Source organism: Micromonospora sp. PLK6-60 (assembly GCF_019890675.1).
Taxonomy (GTDB): Bacteria; Actinomycetota; Actinomycetes; order Mycobacteriales; family Micromonosporaceae; genus Micromonospora.
In genome coordinates this window covers 497,378-520,432 of the sequence record NZ_JAIOAA010000001.1, presented here as the reverse complement: position 1 = coordinate 520,432, position 23,055 = coordinate 497,378, and the positions used below count along the sequence as shown (strand labels likewise).

At 74.5% G+C, this 23,055-nt stretch carries 18 protein-coding genes and 1 pseudogene; 14 read left to right on the top strand and 5 right to left on the bottom strand.

Going from position 1 to position 23,055, the window contains the following annotated elements; all coding sequences use genetic code 11:
* Positions 1-112 precede the first annotated feature (112 nt).
* From K7640_RS02165 to K7640_RS02140, 6 genes are all read left to right on the top strand, one after another.
* The gene (locus K7640_RS02165; RefSeq protein WP_222952933.1) at positions 113-829 is read left to right on the top strand and encodes a dihydrofolate reductase family protein; all 717 of its coding nucleotides are present in this window, start codon (positions 113-115) and stop codon (positions 827-829) included.
* Positions 830-931: 102 nt separating this feature from the next.
* The gene (locus tag K7640_RS02160; RefSeq protein WP_222952932.1) at positions 932-1,096 is read left to right on the top strand and encodes a hypothetical protein; all 165 of its coding nucleotides are present in this window, start codon (positions 932-934) and stop codon (positions 1,094-1,096) included.
* A gap of 208 nt (positions 1,097-1,304) precedes the next feature.
* Positions 1,305-3,071 carry a thiamine pyrophosphate-dependent enzyme gene (locus K7640_RS02155; protein WP_308042413.1) on the top strand — a complete coding sequence of 589 codons (1,767 nt, stop codon included), beginning with the start codon at positions 1,305-1,307 and terminating at the stop codon, positions 3,069-3,071.
* A gap of 38 nt (positions 3,072-3,109) precedes the next feature.
* On the top strand, positions 3,110-6,190 hold the full coding sequence (locus K7640_RS02150) for an FAD-binding and (Fe-S)-binding domain-containing protein (RefSeq protein WP_374198047.1): 3,081 nt from the start codon (positions 3,110-3,112) through the stop codon (positions 6,188-6,190).
* A 4-nt stretch (positions 6,191-6,194) separates the two neighbouring features.
* Complete coding sequence (locus K7640_RS02145) at positions 6,195-7,274, top strand: enolase C-terminal domain-like protein (RefSeq protein ID WP_222952931.1); 1,080 nt, start codon at positions 6,195-6,197, stop codon at positions 7,272-7,274.
* A 17-nt stretch (positions 7,275-7,291) separates the two neighbouring features.
* Positions 7,292-7,726 carry a PPC domain-containing DNA-binding protein gene (locus K7640_RS02140; protein WP_222952930.1) on the top strand — a complete coding sequence of 145 codons (435 nt, stop codon included), beginning with the start codon at positions 7,292-7,294 and terminating at the stop codon, positions 7,724-7,726.
* 7 nt (positions 7,727-7,733) lie between these two features.
* Here the strand turns inward: K7640_RS02140 and K7640_RS02135 are convergent, their stop codons facing one another.
* Positions 7,734-9,524, bottom strand: a complete 1,791-nt coding sequence (locus tag K7640_RS02135; RefSeq protein WP_308042411.1) for a glycoside hydrolase family 15 protein — start codon at positions 9,522-9,524, stop codon at positions 7,734-7,736.
* A gap of 110 nt (positions 9,525-9,634) precedes the next feature.
* Between K7640_RS02135 and K7640_RS02130 the strand changes: the two genes are divergently transcribed.
* A complete protein-coding gene (locus K7640_RS02130) occupies positions 9,635-10,648 on the top strand; it encodes an SDR family oxidoreductase (protein WP_222952929.1) in 1,014 nt (337 codons plus the stop codon).
* 6 nt (positions 10,649-10,654) lie between these two features.
* Here the strand turns inward: K7640_RS02130 and K7640_RS02125 are convergent, their stop codons facing one another.
* A complete protein-coding gene (locus tag K7640_RS02125) occupies positions 10,655-11,257 on the bottom strand; it encodes an STAS domain-containing protein (protein WP_222952928.1) in 603 nt (200 codons plus the stop codon).
* A gap of 416 nt (positions 11,258-11,673) precedes the next feature.
* On the opposite strand from K7640_RS02125, the gene K7640_RS02120 reads away from it, so the two are divergent.
* The 5 genes from K7640_RS02120 (at position 11,674) to K7640_RS02100 (ending at position 17,116) form a co-directional block, all read left to right on the top strand.
* Positions 11,674-12,966, top strand: coding sequence for a sodium:proton antiporter (locus tag K7640_RS02120; protein WP_222953128.1), 1,293 nt, complete (start codon positions 11,674-11,676; stop codon positions 12,964-12,966).
* A 38-nt stretch (positions 12,967-13,004) separates the two neighbouring features.
* The gene (locus K7640_RS02115; protein ID WP_222952927.1) at positions 13,005-13,541 is read left to right on the top strand and encodes a GNAT family N-acetyltransferase; all 537 of its coding nucleotides are present in this window, start codon (positions 13,005-13,007) and stop codon (positions 13,539-13,541) included.
* A 104-nt stretch (positions 13,542-13,645) separates the two neighbouring features.
* Positions 13,646-14,563: an ABC transporter ATP-binding protein gene (locus K7640_RS02110; RefSeq protein WP_222952926.1), complete on the top strand. Its 918-nt coding sequence runs from the start codon at positions 13,646-13,648 to the stop codon at positions 14,561-14,563.
* The gene (locus tag K7640_RS02105; RefSeq protein WP_222952925.1) at positions 14,560-15,582 is read left to right on the top strand and encodes an ABC transporter permease subunit; all 1,023 of its coding nucleotides are present in this window, start codon (positions 14,560-14,562) and stop codon (positions 15,580-15,582) included. Before K7640_RS02110 ends, K7640_RS02105 begins: the two co-directional genes overlap by 4 nt.
* Positions 15,583-15,877: 295 nt before the next feature.
* Positions 15,878-17,116, top strand: a complete 1,239-nt coding sequence (locus K7640_RS02100; protein ID WP_222952924.1) for a S1 family peptidase — start codon at positions 15,878-15,880, stop codon at positions 17,114-17,116.
* Between the two features lie 272 nt (positions 17,117-17,388).
* Here K7640_RS02100 and K7640_RS02095 read toward each other — a convergent pair.
* Positions 17,389-17,940 (bottom strand): annotated as a pseudogene (locus tag K7640_RS02095) (DinB family protein); the annotation flags it as partial.
* Positions 17,941-18,126: 186 nt separating this feature from the next.
* On the opposite strand from K7640_RS02095, the gene K7640_RS02090 reads away from it, so the two are divergent.
* On the top strand, positions 18,127-18,483 hold the full coding sequence (locus tag K7640_RS02090) for a hypothetical protein (protein WP_222952922.1): 357 nt from the start codon (positions 18,127-18,129) through the stop codon (positions 18,481-18,483).
* 10 nt (positions 18,484-18,493) lie between these two features.
* On the opposite strand, the gene K7640_RS02085 is transcribed toward K7640_RS02090, so the two are convergent.
* The gene (locus tag K7640_RS02085; RefSeq protein ID WP_255607753.1) at positions 18,494-19,270 is read right to left on the bottom strand and encodes an alpha/beta fold hydrolase; all 777 of its coding nucleotides are present in this window, start codon (positions 19,268-19,270) and stop codon (positions 18,494-18,496) included.
* A 68-nt stretch (positions 19,271-19,338) separates the two neighbouring features.
* Here K7640_RS02085 and K7640_RS02080 point away from each other — a divergent pair, with 68 nt between their 5' ends.
* Positions 19,339-22,395: a BTAD domain-containing putative transcriptional regulator gene (locus K7640_RS02080; RefSeq protein ID WP_222952921.1), complete on the top strand. Its 3,057-nt coding sequence runs from the start codon at positions 19,339-19,341 to the stop codon at positions 22,393-22,395.
* Here K7640_RS02080 and K7640_RS02075 read toward each other — a convergent pair.
* Positions 22,385-22,936: a dihydrofolate reductase family protein gene (locus tag K7640_RS02075; protein ID WP_222952920.1), complete on the bottom strand. Its 552-nt coding sequence runs from the start codon at positions 22,934-22,936 to the stop codon at positions 22,385-22,387. The genes K7640_RS02080 and K7640_RS02075 overlap by 11 nt on opposite strands.
* Between the last annotated feature and the right edge of the window lie 119 nt (positions 22,937-23,055).

The window sequence follows — 23,055 nt, the reverse complement described above, 5'->3', positions numbered from 1 at the left end:
CCGTCGGCGCGGCGCGGCGACCTTTCTCGCCGACGGCTGTCGGGAACCGGCGTTCGGCTCCGACCTCTCCGGGACGGCCCCGGCCGGGGGCTGGAGAGAACGGAGCGCGACCATGACCAAGGTGACCGCCCAGCTGTCGGTCTCCCTCGACGGGTGCTACGCCGGACCACGGCACGACGGCGCCGGCGACTGGATGGGGTCGGCGGAGAGCCGCGGGTTCTTCCGGGTGACCCGCTGGGTGATCGACGCGATGGCCTGGCGGGAGCGGTTGGGCTTCGCCGGCGGCGAGCAGGACACCAACTCGCGGATCGTGGCGGAGACGTTCGAGGCCGCCGGGGCGTACGTGATGGGTCGGCGGATGGCCGACGGCGGTGAGGTGCCGTGGGGCGACGAGCCGCCGTTCCGGGCGCCGGTCTTCGTCGTCACGCACCGGCCCCGCGAGACCCTGGTCCGCCAGGGCGGGACGAGCTTCACGTACGTCACCGACGGCGTGGCCGCCGCGGTCGAGCGGGCCCGGGCGGTAACGAACGGCCGGAACGTGGCCGTGGCCGGCGGTGGGGAGTTGGTCCGGCAGGTGCTGAAGGCCGGCCTGCTGGACGAGTTGGAGCTGCACATCGTCCCGGTGGTGCTGGGCACCGGGATGCGGTTGCTGGACGAGGGGCTCGGCCTGGACGGGTGGGAGGGGATCGAGCTCACCCCGACCCGGGTGGTGCCCACCCCGCAGGTCACCCATATCCGCTACGCCGTCGGGGGTCGCGTGCCGCTGGTGCTCGACGACCGGGGAAGTGGCGGCGGTCCGGCCCGGGTGGGGGTCGCCGAGGGCGAGTGACCGGTCGCCGCGTCGCCCTGCCCGCCCGGTTTGTCCGGCCGTCGGGCGGGTAGGGCCAGCCGTCGGTCGAGTGGAGGGCGGTGCGGGATGGGCAGGGGCCGGATGGATGACGTGGCGGTCGGCGCGGTCGGTGATGCCGCGGGCGCGGTCGTCGATCCCCGCGAGGGGCTGCGCCGGCTGCGCGGTGGCCTCGGCCGCCGGGGCGTGGCGCTGGGGGCGGGCCTGGTGCTCGGCTTCCTGGTGGCCCGCGCCCGCCGGCGCGGCTGAGCGGGGCTGTTCCGGCGCGGCTGAGCGGGGCCGTTCCGGCGCGGCGAGGAGCGCCGAACGGCCGGGCGGGAAAACCGCCGGATCCGGGCGTTTACCGGTATTCGGTGCGGGTAGGCCGGGCAACCGGACGGTCAACGCGAACGGGGACGGGTGACCCGGCAACCGGCCGGCGGCCCCACCGGGCCGGTGCGATACCGGGAGGCGTGACGTGCAGGAGATCGTGGGCGAGAGCCTGGCCCGGCGGTTGGTGGAGTGGGGCGTCGACACCGTCTTCGGCCTGCCCGGCGACGGCATCAACGGGCTGATGGAGGGCTTCCGCCGGCAGCGGGAGAAGCTGCGGTTCGTGCTGGTGCACCACGAGGAGGCGGCGGCCTTCATGGCCACCGGCTACGCCAAGGCCACCGGGCGGCTCGGGGTCTGCGTGGCCACCTCCGGCCCGGGCGCCATCCACCTGCTCAACGGGCTGTACGACGCCAAGCTCGACCACGTGCCGGTGCTGGCGATCACCGGCATGCAGGAGACCTCGGTGCTCGGGCAGAACTACCAGCAGGAGGTGCACACGCCGCTGCTGTACCAGGACGTGGCCGTCTACAACATGATGGTCACCAACCCTCGGCAGCTGCCCGGGCTGGTCGACATCGCCGTCCGCAACGCGCTGGCCAAGCGCACCGTCGCCCACCTGAGCTTCCCCAACGACGTGCAGGTCGCCGCGGTGGACGAGGACCCGTACCGGCACGTCAGCCCGGGGGAGCCGCCGGCCAGCAGCCCGGTGGTGTCGCGGCCCACGGTGCCGGCCGAGCCGGCCGACCTGGCCCGGGCGGCGGAACTGCTCAACGCCGGGACGAAGATCGCCATGCTGGTCGGCGTCGGCGCCCGGCACGCCCGCGACGAGGTGCTCGCGGTCGCCGAGGCGCTGGGCAGCCCGATCGTCAAGACGCTCTCCGGCAAGATGGTCGTCCCCGACGACCACCCGCTGACCACCGGCGGCCTCGGCCTGCTCGGCACCCGCCCGAGCGAGGAGCTGATGGAGGAGTGCGACACCCTGCTGATGGTCGGCACCTCCTTCCCGTACGCGAAGTTCCTGCCCGCGCCGGGGCAGGCCCGGGTGGCGCAGATCGACCTCGACGCCAGCCTGATCGGGATGCGGCTGCCGGTGGACGCCCCGGTCACCGCCGACGCCGGGGTCGCGCTGCGGCAGCTGCTGCCGCTGCTGCGGCCCCGTACCGACCGGTCCTTCCTGACGAAGTACCAGCGGGAACACGACGCCTGGCGGGCGGAGATGGTCGCCCTGCAGGACCCGACCCGTGACCCCATCGCGCCGCAGTACCTGATCTCCTGCGTGGACGAGGCGGCCACCGACGACGCGATCCTCACCTGCGACTCGGGCACCATCGCCACCTGGTCGGCCCGGCACTGGACCATCCGCGGCGGCCGGGAGTTCTACCTCTCCGGCAACCTGGCCACCATGGCGCCCGGCCTGCCGTACGCGATCGCCATGCAGCACGCGTTCCCCGACCGGCAGGTGATCGCGTTCGTCGGGGACGGCGGGTTCGCGATGTTGATGGCCGAGTTCCTGACCGCGGCGCGGCACGAGCTGCCGATCAAGGTGATCATCAACAACAACAACGCGTACGGGCAGATCCTCTGGGAGCAGATCGTCCTCGGCTACCCGGAGTACGAGGTGCGGCACCGGGAGCCGGAGGCGGACTTCGCCGCCTGGGCGCGCGCCTGCGGCGGGTACGGCGCCAAGGTCACCGATCCCCGGGCGCTGCCCGGGGTGATCCGCGACGCGCTGTCCCACCCCGGCCCGGCGCTTGTCGACTGCGACGTCAACCCCGACGAGCCGCCGATGCCGGGCAAGGTCAAGTACGACCAGGCCAAGCACTTCACCGAGGCGTTCCTGCGCGGCCAGCCGCACAAGGTCGCCACCCTCGCCACGGTGGCCCGCGACAAGATCAACGAGTTGCGGTCGTGATCCGGCGGACCGTTGCCCGGCCGGCGCCGACCGCGGGCGTGCCGCTGCCCGACCCCGTCCTGCGGCCACCAGCGCCGGCGCACGACGTCGACCTGGCCGCCCTCGCCGCCGACCTGTCCGCCGAGGTCGACGGGGAGGTGCGGTTCGACGACGGGTCCCGGGCCGCCTACGCCACCGGCGGTTCCAACTACCGGCAGGTGCCGCTGGGCCTGGTGCTGCCCCGTACCGTCGAGGCGGCGGTGGCGGCCGTGGCCGTGTGCCGGCGGCACGGCGTGCCCGTGCTCTCCCGGGGCGGCGGCACCAGCCTGGCCGGCCAGGTCACCAACGTGGCGGTGGTGATCGACTGGTCGAAGTACTGCAACCGGCTGCTGGCGGTCGACCGGCAGGCGCGGACCTGCCTGGTCGAGCCGGGCATCGTGCTCGACACCCTCAACGAACTGCTGGCGCCCGACGGCCTGGAGTTCGGCCCCCGCCCGTCCACCCACAACCACTGCACGATCGGCGGCATGATCGGCAACAACTCCTGCGGCGCCACCGCCCAGCGCGCCGGCAAGACCGTCGACAACGTCGTGGAGCTGGAGGTGCTGCTCTACGACGGCACCCGGATGTGGGTCGGCGAGACCAGCGACGAGCGGTACGCCGAGATCCAGCGCCGGGGCGGCCGGCAGGCCGAGATCTACCGGGCCCTGCGGGAGCTGCGCGACGAACACCAGACCGAGATCCGCGCCCGCTACCCGCACATCCCGCGCCGGGTCTCCGGATACAACGTCGACAGCCTGCTGCCGGAGCAGAACTTCCACGTCGCGCAGGCGCTGGTCGGCTCCGAGGGCACCCTGGTCACCGTGCTGCGGGCCCGGCTGAAGCTGGTGCCGGTGGTGCCGGCCAAGGCGATGGTGTTTCTGTCCTACCCGGACATCGGCGCCGCGGGTGACGCCGTACCGCGGGTGCTGCCGCACCAGCCGATCGCGCTGGAAGGGCTCGACGACAAGCTGATCAACTTCGAGAAGCGCAAGCACCTGCACCCGGCCGCCCTGCACAAGCTCCCGCCCGGCGGTGGCTGGCTGATGGTGCAGTTGGGCGGCGACACCGTCGAGGAGGCGGAGGCCGCCGCCCAGCGGATGATCGACGACCTCAGCGGCGACGGCGGGCCGGGCGTGCACCGGTTCGACGACCCGGCCGACGAGGAACAGATGTGGGGGGTCCGCGAGTCCGGGCTCGGCGCGACCGCCCGGGTGCCGGGGGAGCGGGACACCTGGGAGGGCTGGGAGGACTCGGCGGTCCCGCCGGAGCGGCTGGGGGACTACCTGCGGGACCTGGACCGCCTCTTCCGCGAGTACGGCTTCGAACAGGCGTCGCTGTACGGGCACTTCGGGCAGGGCTGCGTGCACACCCGCATCCCGTTCGTGCTGACCACGGCCGACGGGGTGGGCCAGTTCCGCTCCTTCGTCGAACGGGCCGCCGACCTGGTGGTCTCCTACGGCGGCTCCTTCTCCGGCGAGCACGGCGACGGGCAGTCCCGCGGCGAGCTGCTGGTGAAGATGTTCGGCGACCGGCTGATCCGGGCGTTCGGCCAGCTCAAGGCGATCTTCGACGCCGACGACCGGATGAACCCCGGCAAGGCGGTCGCGCCCTACCCGCTGGACAGCCACCTGCGCCTCGGCGTCGACTTCAACCACGGCGACGTGGCCACCACCTTCCGCTATCCCGACGACTCCGGCAGCTTCAGCCGCGCCGTGCTGCGCTGCGTCGGCGTCGGCCAGTGCCGGCGGGAACACGGCGGGGTGATGTGCCCGTCCTACATGGTCACCCGGGAGGAGGAACACTCCACCCGGGGCCGCGCCCGGCTGCTGTTCGAGATGCTCGACGGCACCGCCCGGGGCGGGCCGATCGGCGACGGCTGGCGCTCGGCGGCCGTCCGCGACGCCCTCGACCTCTGCCTGGCCTGCAAGGGCTGCAAGGCGGACTGCCCGGTCAACGTGGACATGGCCACCTACAAGGCGGAGTTCCTGTCCCACCACTACGCGGGCCGGGTGCGCCCCCGGTCGCACTACTCGATGGGCTGGCTGCCGCTGGCCGCCGCCCTCGCCGGCCGGGCGCCGCGGGTGGTCAACGCACTGGCCCAGGCCCCCGGGGTGGGCCGGCTCGCCAAGACGCTCGGCGGCATCGACAAGCGCCGCGACATCCCGCTGTTCGCCACCGAGTCCTTCCAACGCTGGTTCGCCCGCCGCACCCCGGGCGGGGACGGCTCGCGCGGTGAGGTGCTGCTCTGGCCGGACACCTTCACCAACCACTTCCACCCCGGCGTCGCCCGGGCGGCGGTCGAGGTGCTGGAGGCCGCCGGCTGGCGGGTCCGGGTGCCCGACCGGCCGGTCTGCTGCGGTCTGACCTGGATCTCCACCGGCCAGCTCGACGTCGCCAAGCGGGTGCTGCGACGGACCGTGGACGTGCTGCGCCCGCACCTGCGGGCCGGGACCCGGGTGGTCGGCCTGGAGCCGAGCTGCACGGCGGTGTTCCGCAGCGACGCCCACGAGCTGTTCCCCGCCGACGAGGACGTGACCCGGCTGCGCCAGCAGACGGTGACCCTGGCGGAGCTGCTGCACGAGCACACCCCCGGGTGGCGGCCACCGCGGCTGCCGGCGCACGCGCTGATCCAGACCCACTGCCACCAGCACGCCATCCTCGGCACCGCCGCCGACCAGGCGGTGCTCACCGCCGCCGGGGTCCGCGCCGAGTTCCTCGACTCCGGCTGCTGCGGCCTGGCCGGCAACTTCGGCTTCGAGCAGGGGCACTACGAGGTCTCCGAGGCGTGCGCCGAACGGGTGCTGCTGCCCGCCGTGCGGGACGCCGCCGACACCGACGTGATCCTCGCCGACGGCTTCAGCTGCCGTACCCAGGTCGCGCAGAGCGCCGCGGCCGGCCGCCGGGCGATCCACCTCGCCGAGCTGCTGCGCGCCGGCCTGCGCGGCGGCGCGGTGCCGGGCCGGCCGGAGTGGAGCTGGACCGAGCGGCCCAGCCCCCCACCGCGGGCGGCCCGCTGGGCCGCCGCCGCGACCCTCGCCGTGGCCGCGCTGGCGCCGGTGGCCGCCCTGGCCGCGCGGGCCGCCCGGCGGGGGCGGTGACGGGGTGCGGCTGAGCGCGGCCGCGTACCGGGTGCCCACCGACGCCCCGGAGGGCGACGGCACGCTGGCCTGGGACGCCACCACGCTGGTGCTGGTCTCCGCGACCGCCGACGGGCACACCGGGCTGGGCTGGACCTACGGTCCGCCGGCCGTGCTGCCCGTGGTGGCCGACCTGCTCGCCCCGGTGGTCGCCGAGCTGGACCCGGACGACGTGCCGGCCGCCTGGGCGGCGATGCGCCGGCGGCTGCGCAACGCCGGCCGGCCGGGCGTCGCCGGGCTCGCCCTGTCCGCCGCCGACTGCGCGGTCTGGGACCTCAAGGCCCGCCGGCTGGGCCTGCCGCTGGCCCGACTGCTGGGCACCGCCCGCCGGCAGGTCCCGGTGTACGGCAGCGGCGGCTTCACCACCTACGACGCCGCCCGCCAGCACCGGCAGCTCGCCACCTGGGCGCACGAGCAGGGCATCCCCCGGGTGAAGATCAAGATCGGCGAGTCCGGGGGGACCGAGGTCACCCGCGACCTGGCCCGGATGGCCGCCGCCCGGCGCACCGTCGGCGACCAGACCGAGCTGTACGTCGACGCCAACGGCGGCTACCAGCGCAAACAGGCCGTCCGGGTGATGCGGGCCGCCGCCGACCTCGACGTGCGCTGGTACGAGGAACCGGTCAGCTCCGACGACCTGGTCGGCCTCGGCCAGGTCCGCGACCAGGTGCTGCCGGACGTCGCCGCCGGCGAGTACGGCTTCGACCTGGTCTACTTCCACCGGATGGCGCCGTACGTCGACTGCCTCCAGATCGACGTCACCCGGTGCGGCGGGATCACCGAGTTCCTGCGGGCGGCGGCGGTGGCCGCCGCGGCCGGGCTGGAGGTCTCCGCGCACTGCGCCCCCCACCAGCACCTCGCGGTCGCCGCCGCCACCCCCAACCTGCGGCATATCGAGTGGTTCCACGACCACGTCCGGATCGAGTCGATGCTCTTCGACGGCGCGGTGCCGGCCACCGGCGGCGCGGCGGTCGTCCCGCTGGACCGGCCGGGCGTGGGGTTGACGCTGCGGGCCGGCGAGGCGGACCGGTACCGGGTGGCCTGAGCGCGGGAGGTGCGACGATGCGGGCACGTGAGGTGCGCCAGCAGACCGGCCGGGTGCTGGTGGTGGTCTGCGACAAGGGGGAGGAGGCGGTCGCCGCCGTCGGGGCGGCCCTGCGCGAGCAGGGGATCCGCGCCGCGCGGGTGACCGCCGTCGGCGGGTTCGCCGACGCCGAGGTCGGCTGGTTCGACCGCGACGCCGGCGACTACCGGCGGATCCCGGTGACCGAGCAGGTGGAGGTGCTCTCGCTGCTCGGCGACGTCGCGGCCCGCGACGGTGAGCCGGCGCTGCACGTGCACGCGGTCCTCGGCCGCCGCGACGGCAGCACGGTCGGCGGGCACCTGCTGCGCGGCCGGGTCTGGCCGACGCTGGAGGTGATCGTCTCCGAGGTGGCGCCGGAACTGGCCAAGCGGGTCGATCCGGAGACCGGGCTGGCGCTCATCTCCGGGTCGTGACCGCCGGTCAGCCGGCCGGCCGGCACGGCGTGGCCTGGCCCAGCGTCACCGCCGTCTCCAGCATCAACGCGTGCACGAACGCCTGCGGCAGGTTCGCCCGCAGCTGCCGCTGCTGCACGTCGTACTCCTCGGTGAACAACCCCGGCGGGCCGCAGGCGGCCCGGTTGCGCTCGAACCAGCGTTGCGCCTCGACCGCGTCGCCGGCCTGCCCCGCCGCCAGCGCCGCGGCGAACCCGCAGAGCAGGAAGGCGCCCTCGGCGTCGCCCAGCGGGCGGCGGTCCGGGCGGAACCGGTACAGGTACCCGTCGCACTCCAGCTCGGCCAGGACCGCCCGCCGGGTCGCCTCGGTACGCGGGTCGTCCGGCGGCAGCGCGCCACGGATCGCGGGAAACAGCAGCGCCGCGTCGACCCGCCCGTCGTCGTACGCCCGCTGCCAGCGACCGGACGGGTGCAGCCCGTGTGCCGCCGCGTCGGCGAGGATCGCGTCGGCCAGCGCCGCCCACCGTCCGGCCAGGCCGCGCGGCGCGATCCGGGCGGCCGAGCGCAGGCCGGCCACGCAGGTGAGCTTCGAGTGCGTCCACTGCCGGGCCGGCAGCTCCCAGATCCCCGAGTCCGGCTGCCGCCAGCACTGCGCGACGATCCGCGCGGTCGACTCCAGCGCCCGCCACCCGTCGTCGGTCAGCCGGTCGAGCCGCCCGGCGGTCGCCAGCAGCAGCAGGACCTCGCCCAGGCTGTCCAGCTGGAACTGCCCGCTCACCCAGTTCCCGGCGCGCGGTGGCGCCCCCGGATAGCCCGCCAGGAACTCCAGCCCGTGCGGTGCCGGCATCGGGCCCCCGTCGACGGTGTACGCCGGGGCCAGCCGGTCCCCGTCGGCGAGCACCCGCGCGGAGAGGAAGGAGACCGCGTCGTCCAGCAGGTCGTAGCGCCCGATCCGGGCGGCGGCGTGCCCGGCGAACGACTGGTCCCGCAACCAGGCGTAGCGGTAGTCGAAGTTGCGGCCGGCGAGCGCCCGCTCCGGCAGCGCCGTGGTGGCCGCCGCGACCATCCCGCCGCCGGGGCGGGTCAGCCCGCGCAGCACCGCGTAGGCGAACACCGCGTCCCGCTGCGCGGGGCCGCCGGCCAGCGGCGGCAGCGCCTGCCGCCAGGTGTGCTCGGTGGTGCGCCACAGCTCGGACGGCTGCGGCGGTTCGTCGTCGATCGGCCGGTCGGCTATCTCGAGCACCAGGTCGTGCCGGCCGCCGGCGGGCACGGTGAGCTCGCCGCAGAGCGCCCCGTCGCCGGTGGGTCGCAGCCGCTCACCGCCACTGTGCCGCAGGTACAGGGTGCCCGAGCGGGCCAGCCAGTGCGATCCCTGCCGCCGCGCGTCGCGCACCGGCTCGCGGCCGAAGTCGGCCCGCGGATCGAGCCGGACCCGGACCACCGCGTCCCGGTCCACCGCGCGGATCTGGCGCAGCAGCACCACCCGTCGCTGCTCACCCGGGTAGCACAGGGCCTCCCGGGACTCGATGATCCCGTCGGTGGTGACCCACCGGCTCCGCCACACCAACGAGGCCGGCTCGTAGTGCCCGCCCCAGACGAAGCGGGGGTTCGCCGGGGTCACCAGATAGTCGCCGCGACCGCCGAGCAGCCGGCTGAACACCGGCGGGTCGGCCCAGCCGGGCGCGCACAGCCAGCTGATGTTGCCGTCCGGGCCGACGAGCGCGCCGCGCCGGCCGTCGGCGAGCAGCGCGTACTCGCGCAGCACGCTCGGCGTGTGCGTCGCCGGCTGCGCCCCGGGCGGGTGGTCGTCGCGCCCCACCGGCGCCGCCTACCCCCTCCGTACCGCCGCACACGCGACCGGCGGCCCGGAATGGCCCGGTCGGCACCGGGTAGACGCCGGGACGGCAGCGAGGTGACCGGGAGGGCGGGATGGGTCGGAACCGACAGCACGCGCAGGTGGCGGTGATCACCGGCGCCAGCGCCGGGGTGGGCCGGGCCACCGCCCGTCTGCTGGCCCGGCGGGGCATCGCCATCGCCCTGCTGGCGCGGGGCCGCAAGGGGCTCGACGCGGCCGCCGAGGAGGTACGCGCCGCCGGCAGCCGGGCGCTGCCGATCGAGGTGGACATGGCCGACCACGACCAGGTCGCCGCCGCCGGGCGGCGCGTCGAGTCCGAGCTCGGCCCGATCGACCTGTGGATCAACAACGCCTTCAGTTCCATCTTCGCCCCGTTCCGGCAGACCCAGCCGGAGGAGTTCCGCCGCGCCATGGAGGTCACCTACCTCGGCTACGTGCACGGCACCCGGGTGGCGCTCGACCACATGGCGCCCCGCGACCGGGGCGCCATCGTCCAGGTCGGTTCGGCGCTGGCGTACCGGGGCATCCCGTTGCAGGCCACCTACTGCGCGTCCAAGCACGCCATCGTCGGCTTCACCGAGGCGTTGCGCTGCGAGCTGATGCACGAGCGCAGCAACGTCAAGGTGACCATGGTGCACCTGCCCGCGCTCAACACCCCGCAGTTCGACTGGCTGGCGTCCCGGCTGCCCCGGCACGCCCAACCCGTACCGCCGATCTACCAGCCGGTGGTCGCGGCCCGCGCCATCGTGGCCGCCGCCGACCGGCCCGGCCGGCGGGCGTACTGGGTCGGCGCCTCCACCGCGCTGACCATCCTCGGCAACCGGCTGGTGCCGGGGCTGCTCGACCGGTACCTGGCCCGTACCGGCTACGACTCGCAGCAGACCGACCAGCCCGCCGACCCGCGGCGGCCCGGGAACCTGTGGCAGCCGGCGGACGGACCCCAGGGCCACGACCACGGCGCGCGGGGCGAGTTCAGCGGCCGGTCACGTGCGCACAGCGCGCAGGCCTGGCTGTCCCGGCACCGGCTCGTGACGGCCGCCGGTCTGGCCGCCGCGACCGCCGGGACGGTCGCCTGGCGGCGGCACTGACCGGCCTCACCGACCGGCGGCGGGAACCGGCCGGTTGCGGTCGTGGGTCAGCGCCGCGACGGCCTCGTCGGCGCCGTCGAAGAGCGGGAAGACCGCCTCCAACCGCATGGTGTGCAGCACCGTACGCACGAACGGCGGCACCGCCGCCAGGGCCAGCGTGGCCTCCCGGTCGCGGGCGTCGCGGTGCGCGCGGACCAGCACGCTCAGCCCCGTCGAGTCGATGACGTGCACCTCGCTCAGGTCGACCACCACGTCGCCGCCCATGTCGGCGGCGTGGCGCAGCGCCCCGCGCAGCGTGTCGCCGCTGTCCAGGTCGATGTCACCGGTGGCGGCGACCACGGTCACGCCGGCCCGGTGGTCGATGCCGGCGATGCCACCCGGGCCGTGCCCCGCGCACCGGGCGTGGTGCCCGCCGCCGGAGCGGGGTTGGCGACTGCAGTGCGGGCAGTGGTGCGGGCCGGCGGCGAGCGGCGAGCCGGTCCATCCCTGCTCGGCCAGCAGCGGCCAGACCACCTCGGCGTCGGTGAGCGGCGAGGCGGAGTCCGTGATGGTGTCGCCGCAGCTGTCGCAGATCAGGGTCAGCACGTGCTCGTCCGGGACGGCGGTCATCGGGGTGTCCTTTCCGGGGTACGGGAGGCGTCGCCACTCGGGCGCGGGCGGGTTGCGGCTCGCCCCTGCCTCCTCCTTCGCGGACCGCTTCGGCCCACCATGGCGAACCGGTGTGGCGGTCACCCCACGACTTGATGACGGTCAGGTGACAGGTCGGGGGTGTGGGTGCCGCGTCCGGCCCGCTGGCGCGAGTGGTGGCCCGCGGCTACCATCTGCTGTCGCTGCCGGCCGACCCCGCCCGGACGGCCGCCGAACGGCTGTACGCCGCGGTCGGTTCGCGACCGCCGCCGCAACTCGGGCTGGTGCCCGGCGCGGCGGTGCCGCTGGACACCACCGCACCGGAACTGCTCCGCCGCCGACCAGGCGGCGGCGGCCCGGTGGCGGACCTGACCGTTAGTCGCCCCGGAGGGCCGACCGTGCTGCTGCTGTCCTTCGCCGCCGTGCTGCTGCTGGCGGTGCTCGTCTCGGCCCTGGCGAACCGTACGATCCTGTCCACGGCGGCGCTGTTCCTGCTCGCCGGGTTCGCCCTCGGCGAGGGCACGACCGGGGTGCTGCACCTGGACGCCGAGTCGCCGATCGTGGCGGAACTGGCCGAGTTGGCCCTGTTCGCGGTGCTGTTCACCGACGGCATGCGGGTGGGCTGGGCGGACCTGCGCAGCGCGTGGCGGCTGCCGGGCCGCGCGCTGGGCTGGGGGCTGCCGCTGACGCTGGTGGTGACCGCCCTGCTCGGGCACTACGTGGCCGGGCTCGACTGGCCCCAGGCGCTGCTGATCGGGGCGGTGCTGGCCCCGACCGACCCGGTGTTCGCGGCAGCGCTGGTCGGCAACGACAAGGTGCCCGCCCGGCTGCGGCATCTGCTCAACGTGGAGTCCGGCGTCAACGACGGCCTGGCGCTGCCGTTCGTGGTGGTGCTGCTCGCCGTCGCCGCCGGCTCCTCGGACCTGCACCTGGGGGAGCTGACCACCGAGCTCGCCGTCGGGCTGGCCATCGGCGTCCTGGTGCCGCTCGCGGCGATCGCGCTGGAACGCACCCGGTTCTTCGCCGCCTCGGCGGCGTACGCGCCGCTGAACGGGGTGGCGATCGGGCTGCTGGTGCTGGCGCTGGGCAAGGTGACGCACGGCAACCTGTTCCTGGCCGCCTTCGCCGCCGGCATCACCGTGGCCACGTTCGGGGCCCGGGAGCGGGCCGCCTTCGAACACTTCGGTGAGAACGTCGCCGAGCTGCTGAAGCTCGCCGCGTTGCTGGTGTTCGGCGCGCTGATCTCGCCGGCGTTCCTCGCGGAGATCCCGTGGACCGGCTGGCTCTTCGCGGTGCTGGCCATCGTGGTCGCGCGGCCGATCGCGTTGTGGATCTCCTTCCTCCGCTCCGGGCTGAACCTGCGCGAGCAGGCCGCGGCCATGTGGTTCGGGCCGAAGGGCTTCGCCTCCGTCGTGTACGGGCTGCTCGTCCTCGAATCCGGCATCGTCGCCGCCGACGAGGTCTTCCACCTGGTCGCGCTGACGATCGTCGTGTCGATCCTGGCGCACTCCTCCACCGACGTGGTGGTCGCCCGGGCCTTCGACGAGTCCCGCGAGACACCGTCCTGGCACGGGGTGCTGCGCCGGGCCCGCCGCGGCGGCCGGGCGGTGCCCGACCCGCGGGCGCAGCCGACGGACCCGCCGGGGGAAACGCCCGCCCGGGCCGGCGAGTCCCCGCGCGCCGAATCGTAGGCTGACCTGGTGAACCTTCGCACCTCCGGAGACCGCCGATGACCGACATGCGCCTGCCCACCGTGCGGACCGCCGGCCCGGCCGATGTGCCCGCCCTCGTCGACCTGGTCCAGTCGGCGTACCGGGGGGAGCGCAGCCGGGCCGGCTGGACCACCGAGGCGGACCTGATCGCCGGCCAGCGCACCGACGCGACGATGGTTGCCGCGGCGGTGACCGACCCGGGCGGGGTCGTGCTGGTCGTCGAGGACGGGACCGGGATCGCCGCCTGCTGCCAGCTGGAACGCCGGGACGGTTACGCGTACTTCGGGATGTTCGCGGTGTCGCCGGGCCGGCAGGGCGGCGGCCTGGGCCGGGCGATGCTGGCCGAGGCCGAGCGGTTCGCCCGCGCCGAGTGGGCCGCCGGTGAGCTGCGGATGACCGTCATCCGGCAGCGGGCCGACCTGGTCGCCTGGTACGAGCGCCGCGGCTACGTCCGCACCGGCGAGCTGACCCCGTTCCCGTACGGCGACGAGCGGTTCGGCACGCCGCTGCGCCCGGACCTGGTGTTCGAGGCCCTCACCAAGCGCCTCGGCTGAGGCGCGGTGGCCGGCCCCGAAACCGGCCGAAAGTACGGCGCCGACGGCGCTGAACCGTGCCGTGGGCCGATGATCCGGCCGGGCCCGGTTCGCAGGATGGGCGCATGCCATCCGACGACACTCCACCGGTCCTGCTCGCCGAGGGCCTGACCAAACGCTACGGCCGCCGTGCCGCGCTGACCGACTGCGACCTCACCGTCCCGCGTGGCCGGGTGGTCGGCCTGGTCGGCCCGAACGGCGCCGGCAAGTCGACCCTGCTGCAGCTGGCCTGCGGGCTGATCGCCCCGACCTCGGGCACGCTGCGGGTGCTCGGCGCACCGCCGGCCGCCGACGCGGCGCACCTGGCCCGGGTCGGCTTCGTCGCCCAGGACACCCCGGTCTATCCCACCTTCACCGTCGCCGAGCACCTGCGGATGGGCGCCCGGCTCAACCCCGGCTGGGACCAGCGTCTCGCCGAGCGGCGGATCGCGCAGGTCGGCCTGCACCCGGGGCAGCGGGCCGGCGGTCTCTCCGGCGGCCAGCGTGCCCAACTCGCCCTGACCGTCGCCGCGGCGAAGCGGCCCGAGCTGCTCATCCTCGACGAGCCGGCCGCCGCGCTGGACCCGCTGGCCCGCGACGGGTTCCTGGCGAGCCTGATGGAGTTCGTCGCCGAACTGGACGCCAGCGCCGTGCTCTCCTCCCACCTGCTGGGCGACGTGGCGCGGGTCTGCGACCACCTGATCGTGCTGGCCGGCTCGCGGGTGCGGCTCACCGGCGCGGTGGCCGACCTGCTCGCCGCCCACCGCCGGGTGCTCGCCCCGCGCGGCGGCCTGGCCCGGCTGCCCGCCGGGGTCGAGCTGGTCGGGGTGCGGCCGGACGGCCGGTACGACCGGGCGGTGGTGCGGGCCGACCGGCCGCTGGCCGAGCCGTCCTGGACGGTCGAGCCCGTCGACCTGAAGGAACTCGTCCTGGCCTACCTGACCCGCGCGGCCGGCGCACCGGCCGGCGGTGTCCCGACCCCCGCCCGGGAGGCGCTGCGATGATCTGGATGAGCTGGCGGCAGTTCCGCGCCCAGGCGGTGGTGGGCGCCGCCGCGCTCGCGGTGCTCGCCGGGTACCTGCTCTGGTTGGGTTTCGACGTCCGCGACGCCCACGCCGGCTACCTGGCGCAGTGCCGGCCGCAGGGCGACTGCGCCGAGGCGCTGGCCCGGTTCGCCCGGGACTACGAGAACACCCTGCTCTACCTGGCCGCGCTGCTGGCCCTGCTGCCCGCCGTGGTCGGGATGTTCTGGGGCGCGCCGCTGATCGCCCGGGAACTGGAGAGCGGCACGCACCGGCTGGTGTGGAACCAGAGCGTCACCCGCCGCCGCTGGCTGCTGGTCAAGCTGCTGGTGGTCGGGCTGGGCGCCGTGCTGGTGGCCGGCGCGGCGAGCCTGCTGCTCACCTGGGCGGCGGCCCCGGTCGACGCGGTGGCCGGCAACCGGTTCAGCACCGTCGTGTTCGGCGCCCGCGACGTCGCGCCGGTCGCCGCCGCCGGGTTCGCGCTCGTCCTCGGCACCGTCATCGGCCTGCTCACCCGGCGTACGCTGCCGGCGATGGCGCTCACCGGGCTGGCCGTGGTGCTGCTCCAGTTCGCGGTGCCGAACCTGGTCCGCCCGCACCTGATGCCGCCGGTGCGGGCCGACCGGGCGATGACCGAGCAGGCCATCAACGAGGCCCGCGGCCTGGGCAGCATCACCAACAGCGCCACCGTACGCGGCCTCGGCGTCCCCGGTGCCTGGGTGACCGACGTCAGCGAGCTGCGCACCCGCGACGGGCGTACCCTCGACCGCCGCGCCTTCGACGACTGCTTCTCCGCCCGCGACGACCCGGCCGCCCCCGCCACCGGGCAGTACGGCGCGGCGGCGCGCTGCCTCGGCGCGCTGGACCTGCACGTCGAGCTGGCCTACCAGCCGAACCACCGGTACTGGCCGTTCCAGCTGCTGGAGTCCGGGCTGTACCTGCTCGCCGCCGGGGTGCTGACCCTGTTCGGCCTGTGGCGGATCCGCCGCCGGGTCACCTGAAGCGGGTGCGGTGCGGCCGGGGCCGCGGGTGGGGGCACCGGCCGCACCGATCCGGGCGGGCGCCCGGAAGAGTCCACTGTGAGCTGAACTCGATCCCGCTTTCTCCGTCTTTTGAGGAGAGGGCGAACAGATCGCCCTTGCCGGATGCGGACGCGTCGGTTCAGGCACTGCGCCGACCTGTCGTCCTGCCGGTCCACGGGTGAGGAGCGAGGCGATCAAACACTTGCTGACAGCATCGGGTCCACGAGCGCGGCAGCGATCGGCTGCTCGCAGAACAGCAATCCTGGCGGGTGGCTTGATCTCCATCCTGCTGGTTTCCGGCGCCCCGGCCGCGGGTGCGCCGGACGAGGGAGCCCCGCGGCGTCCGCAGCCGGCAGGAGTCCAACCCGACACGGAGCTTTCGTCGGCGTTGGAGAACGCCGAGACCACCGCGGAGTTGTTCGCCGTGAAGGAGCGATTCGCGTCCGTGCAGCCCGACGCGGCGGCTCCCGAGGGATCGCAGGCCCGGCAGGCCGCACTGGTGGCCGCGGGCGACCTGGTGGAGATGTCGGGGTACGACGGTGTGGTCACCGCGGCGATTTCGCGTACGGCGTCGCCGAGTGCGTTCGAGGCGGCCAAGAGGTCGGTGACGGCGGCCCGAGGACGGGTCGCCACCGCGGTCGTCCGCAGCAGCATGACCAGGGCGGAACTTTCCGCCACGAAGGTTCGACTGGCCGAGCTGTATGAGAAGTACGCGAGCCCGGGCGACGGCATGAGCTATTCCTTCGACGCCGCCAAGGACGTCGTCGTCGTGAAGGGCAAGCTCTCACCGTCACTCGTTGCGCGCCTCAAGGAAATCGGTCACGTTCGGGTGGAGGTGGATTCGTCCGCCGAGTTCACCAGGGACCAGGGGGAGCGATACGCCGACTCCGGCCCGTGGCACTACGGTAACGCGTGGATCCGCAACTATCGCCACGGTGGGAGCTGTTCGAGCGGATTCACGATGAACGGTCCCAACAATTCCGGTGGCTATTCGGTGACGGCGGGGCACTGCGGGAACTCCTTCGACGACTTCTATTCGGGAGAGCATTTCTACGGGGAGTTGCAGAGGGCGCCCTACCCGACCTTTGATTTGGGAAAGATCACCTGCTGCGGGCAGCAGTACGGGAAGAACATCTATACCGGACAGTGGGTCTTCCGGGCGCAGGTGACTGCCTTCGACCCGGGACTCGGCAAGCCGGGTAACAATGGGGCGTGCGTCAGCGGTCAAGAGACGCGACAAGAATTCTGCGACCTGCGAGTGGTTTCGCTCAGCGCGGTATTCTGCGACACCGCGGGATGTACGGCGAACCTGATGGAGTACCGTCGCGACGACGGGGTCAGGGTGACCGTCGGGGGGGACTCCGGGGCCGCCGTCTACTCGCTGAACGCCGGAAACGCTCAGGTCCACGGGATGCACATCGGAAGCGGCACCTTCTCGGGGGGCCGGACCCAGTTCGCCGAGAAGTACTCAACCATCCAGCGCTACTACGGCGGCGGGCTCCGCACCTGGTGACGGACGAAACGGATCTCTCCCCGGCTGCGTACCGTCATCGGGACTGCGTGGGTGGGTGACCGGCGGCCCAAGCCGCCGGCCGGCGGTGGGCTCGCCTTCCCTCGGCGAGCCCACCGCTGGCCGAGTGACCAGACATAGACGGACGGTAGTCAGCGCCACGTACCCGGCTAACTCGGTGACGCTGCTCGTCCTGCCGCAGCGCCGTCGCTGAGCGGTTCTTCGGCGCGCACGAAGGACGAAGCCGGCCCGCGTGGGGTGCGATCCGCCGAGGGCGGGCCGGCTCCGTCCTGCCAGACGTAGAGGTCGCGCAGTAGGGAAATCTCGGCGCCGTGATGGATCAGCTCTCTGTTGACGTGCAGGACGATGCCCTCCATCGGACGTCGCTCGGGACCCACCGTGGGCGGGTTCTCCAGGTCGGCGTCCGACAGTGCGCGGACCCCCGCGTTCCATCTCCCGTACATGTCATCGAGCTGTTCCAGCGCCTCGTCGGCGGTCCCCGCGTAGGCGAATGTCTGGGAGTCGACGTCCTGGCCGCCGAAGTGCCATCCGACCCGATAGCCCAGGCACGAGACGATGATGTGCGCCAGCCGCCAGGCAATCGTGGTCACCGGCGCGGGCACCGGGTCAGGGGACGCGGAGTCCACCGTCCACTCTCCCGAGCCAACCGACATCGGTGCGGCCGACGTGCCACGTGGGCGGATGCTCCAGCAGCCGCGCACCGGCTCCCAGAAATACTCCTCATCGGTGAGACCGTCCAGCCGCGGCCGCAGGCTTTTCTGCCAGTACCAGTCCAGCTGCTCCGCGAGCCGCTCGCTTCTTGTCATTTCCGCACCCTACGTACAACGGAGACCTGGCTGTGACCCTTGCGGGGGTCCGTGGGCCGCGAGTGAGTACCGCACCGATGCGGATTCAGTCCGGGCGTTGCATCGCGGCCAGTCTGCGCCGCAGGTGGGCCCGCTCCGCCCGGGCCGGGGTGTCGAAGGGGCCGAGATCCGCGCAGGATGGCCCTCATGGAAATCACCTCTGGTGGCACGCCCGGCCCGAGGTTGGCCGGGCACCTCTGGGAGATGGACAACAACCTCTACGGGCGACTGCCGGAGAGGTCCAACGCGAGGTCCACGGCCGAGGTGTTCGTCCGCGCCGGCTGGCGGGCCGTGGCCACGTCCTGGACCGAATGCCGGATCGAGCACGAGTGGGCGGAGTTCGACCTGCTCCAGCCGGCGGCGGGTGGCCTGCTGCTGAGCGGTGTCGTCGAGCCGTCCCGGCTGGACGACCTCGGCGCGGTCCTCGCCGGCCTGGGGTGGCGCTTCGAGCTGGAACTCTGGAGCGACGACGGGCCGACGCTGCTGCGGGAGATCGCCGGATAGCGCCGCCCGCTCAGGCGTCCAGGAAATCCTCGATCATCGGGGCGAGCCAGCCCGCCCGCTGCGGCACCGAGGCGTGACTGGTGCCGGGCAGGACCGCCAGCCGGCAGGCGGGCAGCCCGGCCAGGTCGCCGGGCACCCCGCCGCCGAGCAGCCGGAACATCTCCACCGCGTGCTCGGGCCGGACGATGTCGGAGTCGGCGACCACGATCATCGTCGGGGCGGCGAGGCCCCGGATCGCCGCGGCCGGCCACTGCGGCAGGTCCGCGTCCAGGCGCGTGACCCGGGCGACCAGGGCCGGCCAGCCGGCCGGGTCGGGCGCGCTGCGCAGGTACTCCTCGTGGAACTCGGAGCCGTGCAGGTGCTCCGGTCGCAGGTCCTGGATGCCGTCGAGCAGGCCGGGGTGGATGCCGCCGTGGTGGAAGCTGACCGAGAGCAGCACCAGCCGGCCGACCCGCGCGGCGTGGTCGGTGCCGAGCCGCAGCGCCACCGCGGCGCCCAGGCTCCAGCCGAGCACGTCGGCGGCCGGCACGCCCAGGTGGTCGAGGAGGGCGACGACGTCCTCGGCGCAGTGCTCGACGGTGAGCGGGCGGTCCACGTCGGCGGTGTGGCCGTGGGCCTGCAACTCGACCGCGATCACCCGGCGGGTCTTCGCCAGCAGCGGCAGGAGCGTGCCGAACGACGTGCCGATGCCGGAGAGGGCGCCGTGCACCAGCACCAGGGGCCGGTCGCCGCCGGTCCCGTGCGACTCGTACCAGAGGGACAGTCCGTTGACGTGGGCGTAGGTCATGCCGTGACGGTGCGGCACGGCGCTTACGGTTCCCTTCTGGTGCGCTTACCGCTTGTAGGGTGGCCGGCATGCGCTTCGGGGTCCTCGGGCCGCTCGCCGTCAGCACCGACCGCGGCGAGCCGGTCACCGTGCCGGGGGTGAAGGTGCGGGCGCTGCTCGCCGACCTGATCGCCCACCGCCGGCAGGTGGTCTCCGCGGACCGGCTGATCGACGACCTGTGGGGCGACGACCCGCCGGCCAACGCCGCCGGGGCGTTGCAGGTGCGCGTCTCCCAGCTGCGCAAGGCGCTCAACGACGCCGAACCGGGCGGCCGTGACCTGGTCGAGTCGCGCCCGCCGGGGTACGTGCTGCGGGCCGGTGACGTCGACGCCGACCGGTTCACCGCGCTGGCCGCCGCCGACGACGCGGCGAGCCTGACCGAGGCGCTGCGGCTGTGGCGGGGCGAGCCGTACGCGGACGTGGCGGACGCCGAGTGGGTCCGCGCCGAGGCGACCCGACTGACCGAGGCCCGGCTGGTGGTGCTGGAGAAGCTGGCCGCGGCCCGGCTCGACCGGGGTGAGCACGCGCTGGTCGCCGCCGAGCTGGCCGAGCTGGTGGCCAGCCACCCGCTGCGCGAGGGCCTGCGCGCGTTGCAGCTGCGCGCCCTGTACGCGGCGGGCCGCCAGTCGGAGGCGCTGGACAGCTACGCCGACCTGCGCCGCCGGCTCGCCGACGAGCTGGGGTTGGATCCCGGCCCGGAGCTGGTCGCCCTGCACCGGCGGATCCTGGAGCAGGACACCGGGCTGGCCGCCCCGCCGAAGGCGGCGCTGATCCGCAACAGCCTGCCGGCGCAGCTCGACGAGCTGGTCGGCCGGGCCGCCGCGCTGGCCGAGTTGCGCGCACTGGTGCCCCGGCAGCGGCTGGTCACCCTGATCGGGCCGGGTGGGGTGGGCAAGACCCGGCTGGCCACCGAGGTCGCCCGCGAGCAGTCGTACCCGGACGGGGTGCACCTGGTGGAGCTGGCCGCGTTGCGGCCGGGGGAGAGCGCCGTCGCCGAGCTGGTGCTGACCGCGCTCGAGGTGCGGGAGAGCACCGGCGCGGCGGCCACACCCGAGGACCGGCTGGTCGCCGCGCTGCGGCACCGGCGGGCGCTGCTGGTGCTGGACAACTGCGAGCACGTGATCGAGCCGGCCGCCGCGTTGGTCGCCCGGTTGCTGCGCGAGGCCGCCGAGGTGAGCGTGCTGGCCACCAGCCGGGAGCCGCTGGGCCTGGCCGGTGAGGTGCTGTGGGAGGTGCCGCCGCTGCCCGTACCGGCGGACGAGCGGGACCTGGACGGGGTCCGGCGCTCGGCCGCGGCCCGGCTGTTCGCGGCCCGGGCCGCCGCCCAGCAGCGCGGCTTCCGGCTCGACGAGCGCACCGGCCCGGCGGTGGCCCGGCTGTGCCGCCGGCTCGACGGCCTGCCGCTGGCGTTGGAGCTGGCCGCGACCCGGGTCCGGGCGCTCGGCCTGCCCGGGGTGGTGGAGCGGTTGGACGACCGGTTCCGGCTGCTCAGCACCGCGCAGCGGGACCTGCCGGCGCGGCAGCGCACCCTCACCGCGGTGATCGGCTGGAGCTGGGACCTGCTGGCCGACGACGAGCGCGCGGTGCTCGCCCGGCTGGCGGTGCACGCCGACGGCTGCACGCTGGCGGCGGCCGAGGCGGTCTGCGACGCCGACGTGGACACCCTGGCCCGCCTGGTCGACCGGTCGCTGGTGGTGCTCGACGAGAGTGGTGCGGCCGCGCGCTACCGGCTGCTGGAGTCGGTGGCCGCCTTCTGCCTGGACCGGCTCGACGACGCCGAGACGGTCCGCGCCCGGCACGTGGCGTACTACACCGAGTTGGCCGAGCACGCCGATCCGCTGCTGCGCGGCCCCGGCCAGCGGGAGTGGCTGGCCCGACTCGACGCCGAGACCGCCAACCTACGCGCGGCGCTCGCCCACGGCGGCGGGCTGCGCCTGGCGAACGCGTTGACCTGGTACTGGTTCCTGCGCGGCCGGCTGACCGAGGCGCGCCGGGCATTGACCCTCGACGGGGACGCCGGGCAGCGCGCGGTGGCCGCCGTCTGGCGGGTCGGGTTCGCGCTGCTGCGGGGGGAGGACGTGCCGCCGGACGAGATCGAGGCCGCGCTCTCCGGGCACCCGGACGGGCGGGCCGGCTGGTTCGTGGCGTCCGCGCTGTTCGCGCGCAGCGAGCTGGGTCGGGCGGTCGACCTGCTGGAGCGGGCGCGGGCGGCCGACCCCGACGACCGGTGGGTGGCGGCGGCCGTCGCGGTGACCCGGGCGACGCTCGCGCACGCCGCCAGCGACGTGGCCGCGTTGGAACGGGAGGGCAGCCGGGCCGCGGCGCTCTTCGCGGAGCTGGGCGACGCGTGGGGCCGGTTGCAGGCCACCGACTGGGTGGGTGGCCTGGCCGAGCTGACCGGCGACCACGAGCGGGCCGCCGCCCTGCACCGGGAGGGCCTGCGCTGGGCACAGGAGCTGGCGCTCTGGCCCGAGGTCGGCAGCAAGCTGTCCTGGCTGTCCTGGCTCGCCTCCCAGACCGGGGATCACCAGCAGGCGTGGGAGCTGGCCGAACGGGCCCACCGGCTGGCCGTCGAGCAGGCTTCGCCGGCCGCCGAGGTGTTCGCCGAGCTGTGCCTGGGCATCGCGGCGCGCCGGGGCGGGAAGGTGGACGTGGCGATCGGCCATCTGGAGCACCTGTTGGCGGTGGGTGGCGACGACGCTTTGTTCCTGCCGATGGTGCTGACCGAGCTGGGTCACGCCGTCGTGGACGCCGACCCCGGTCGGGCCCTGGACCTGCACGTGCGGGCGTTCGACGTCGCGGTGGCGCTCGGCGCGCCGCGGGACGCGATGGGCGCGCTGGAGGGGCTGGCCGGGGCGACGCCCGATCCGCGGGTGGCGGCGCGGCTGCTCGGCGCGGCGGCGGCCGCGCGGGCGGCGGCCGAGGTGCCGGCGGCGCCGGCGGAGCGGGCCGAGGTCGAGCGGGTGACCGGGCGGCTGGTCGCCGGGCTGGGCGGGGCGGGGTTCGCGGCGGCCTACCGGGCCGGGCACGACCTGGGCCCGGGACAGGCCCGGGCCCTGGTCCAGCCGTTCCTGGTCAGCCGGTGACCGGGGTGTAGGTGGCGATGATGACGCCGCTCTTCATCACCCGGCTGCCGGCGAGGGAGAGCGTGGTCGGCAGGTCGCCCAGCGGGGCGCTGACCGACGCGCCGCCCTGCAGCACCGGGTGGATCCAGAACCGGACCTCGTCGACCAGCCCGGCCCGGACCAGGGCGTGGGTGACCGTGCCGTAGCCGTACATCAGGATGTCCCGGCCCTCGGCGGCCTTGAGCTTGGTGACCTCCTCGATCAGGTCGCCCTGGAGCACCTCGCTGTTCTTCCACTGCGGGTTGGTCAGGGTGGTGGAGGCGACGTACTTCTTGACGTTGTTGAAGTAGGCCGCGCCGGTGGTCGGGTCGTTCTCGTCCATCTTCGGCCAGGCGGCGGCGAAGCCCTCGTAGGTGCGTCGGCCCATCAGCAGGGCGTCGGCGGCGTCGGTCTGCTCGCCGGCGAAGGCCATCGCCTCCTCGTCGAAGTACGGGCTGGTCCACGCCGGGCCCTCGATGACGCCGTCGAGGGTGAGGTAGGTCGAGTTGATGATCCTGCGCATCGTGTGCTCCCTGGGGGTTGGTGTCCGTTTCTCGCTGACACCCACCACACTGCCGGCGGCTGCTTACGATCCGCTTCAGGTGCGCTTGCGGCCGGCCTACGCCGCCTTACCGGTGCCGG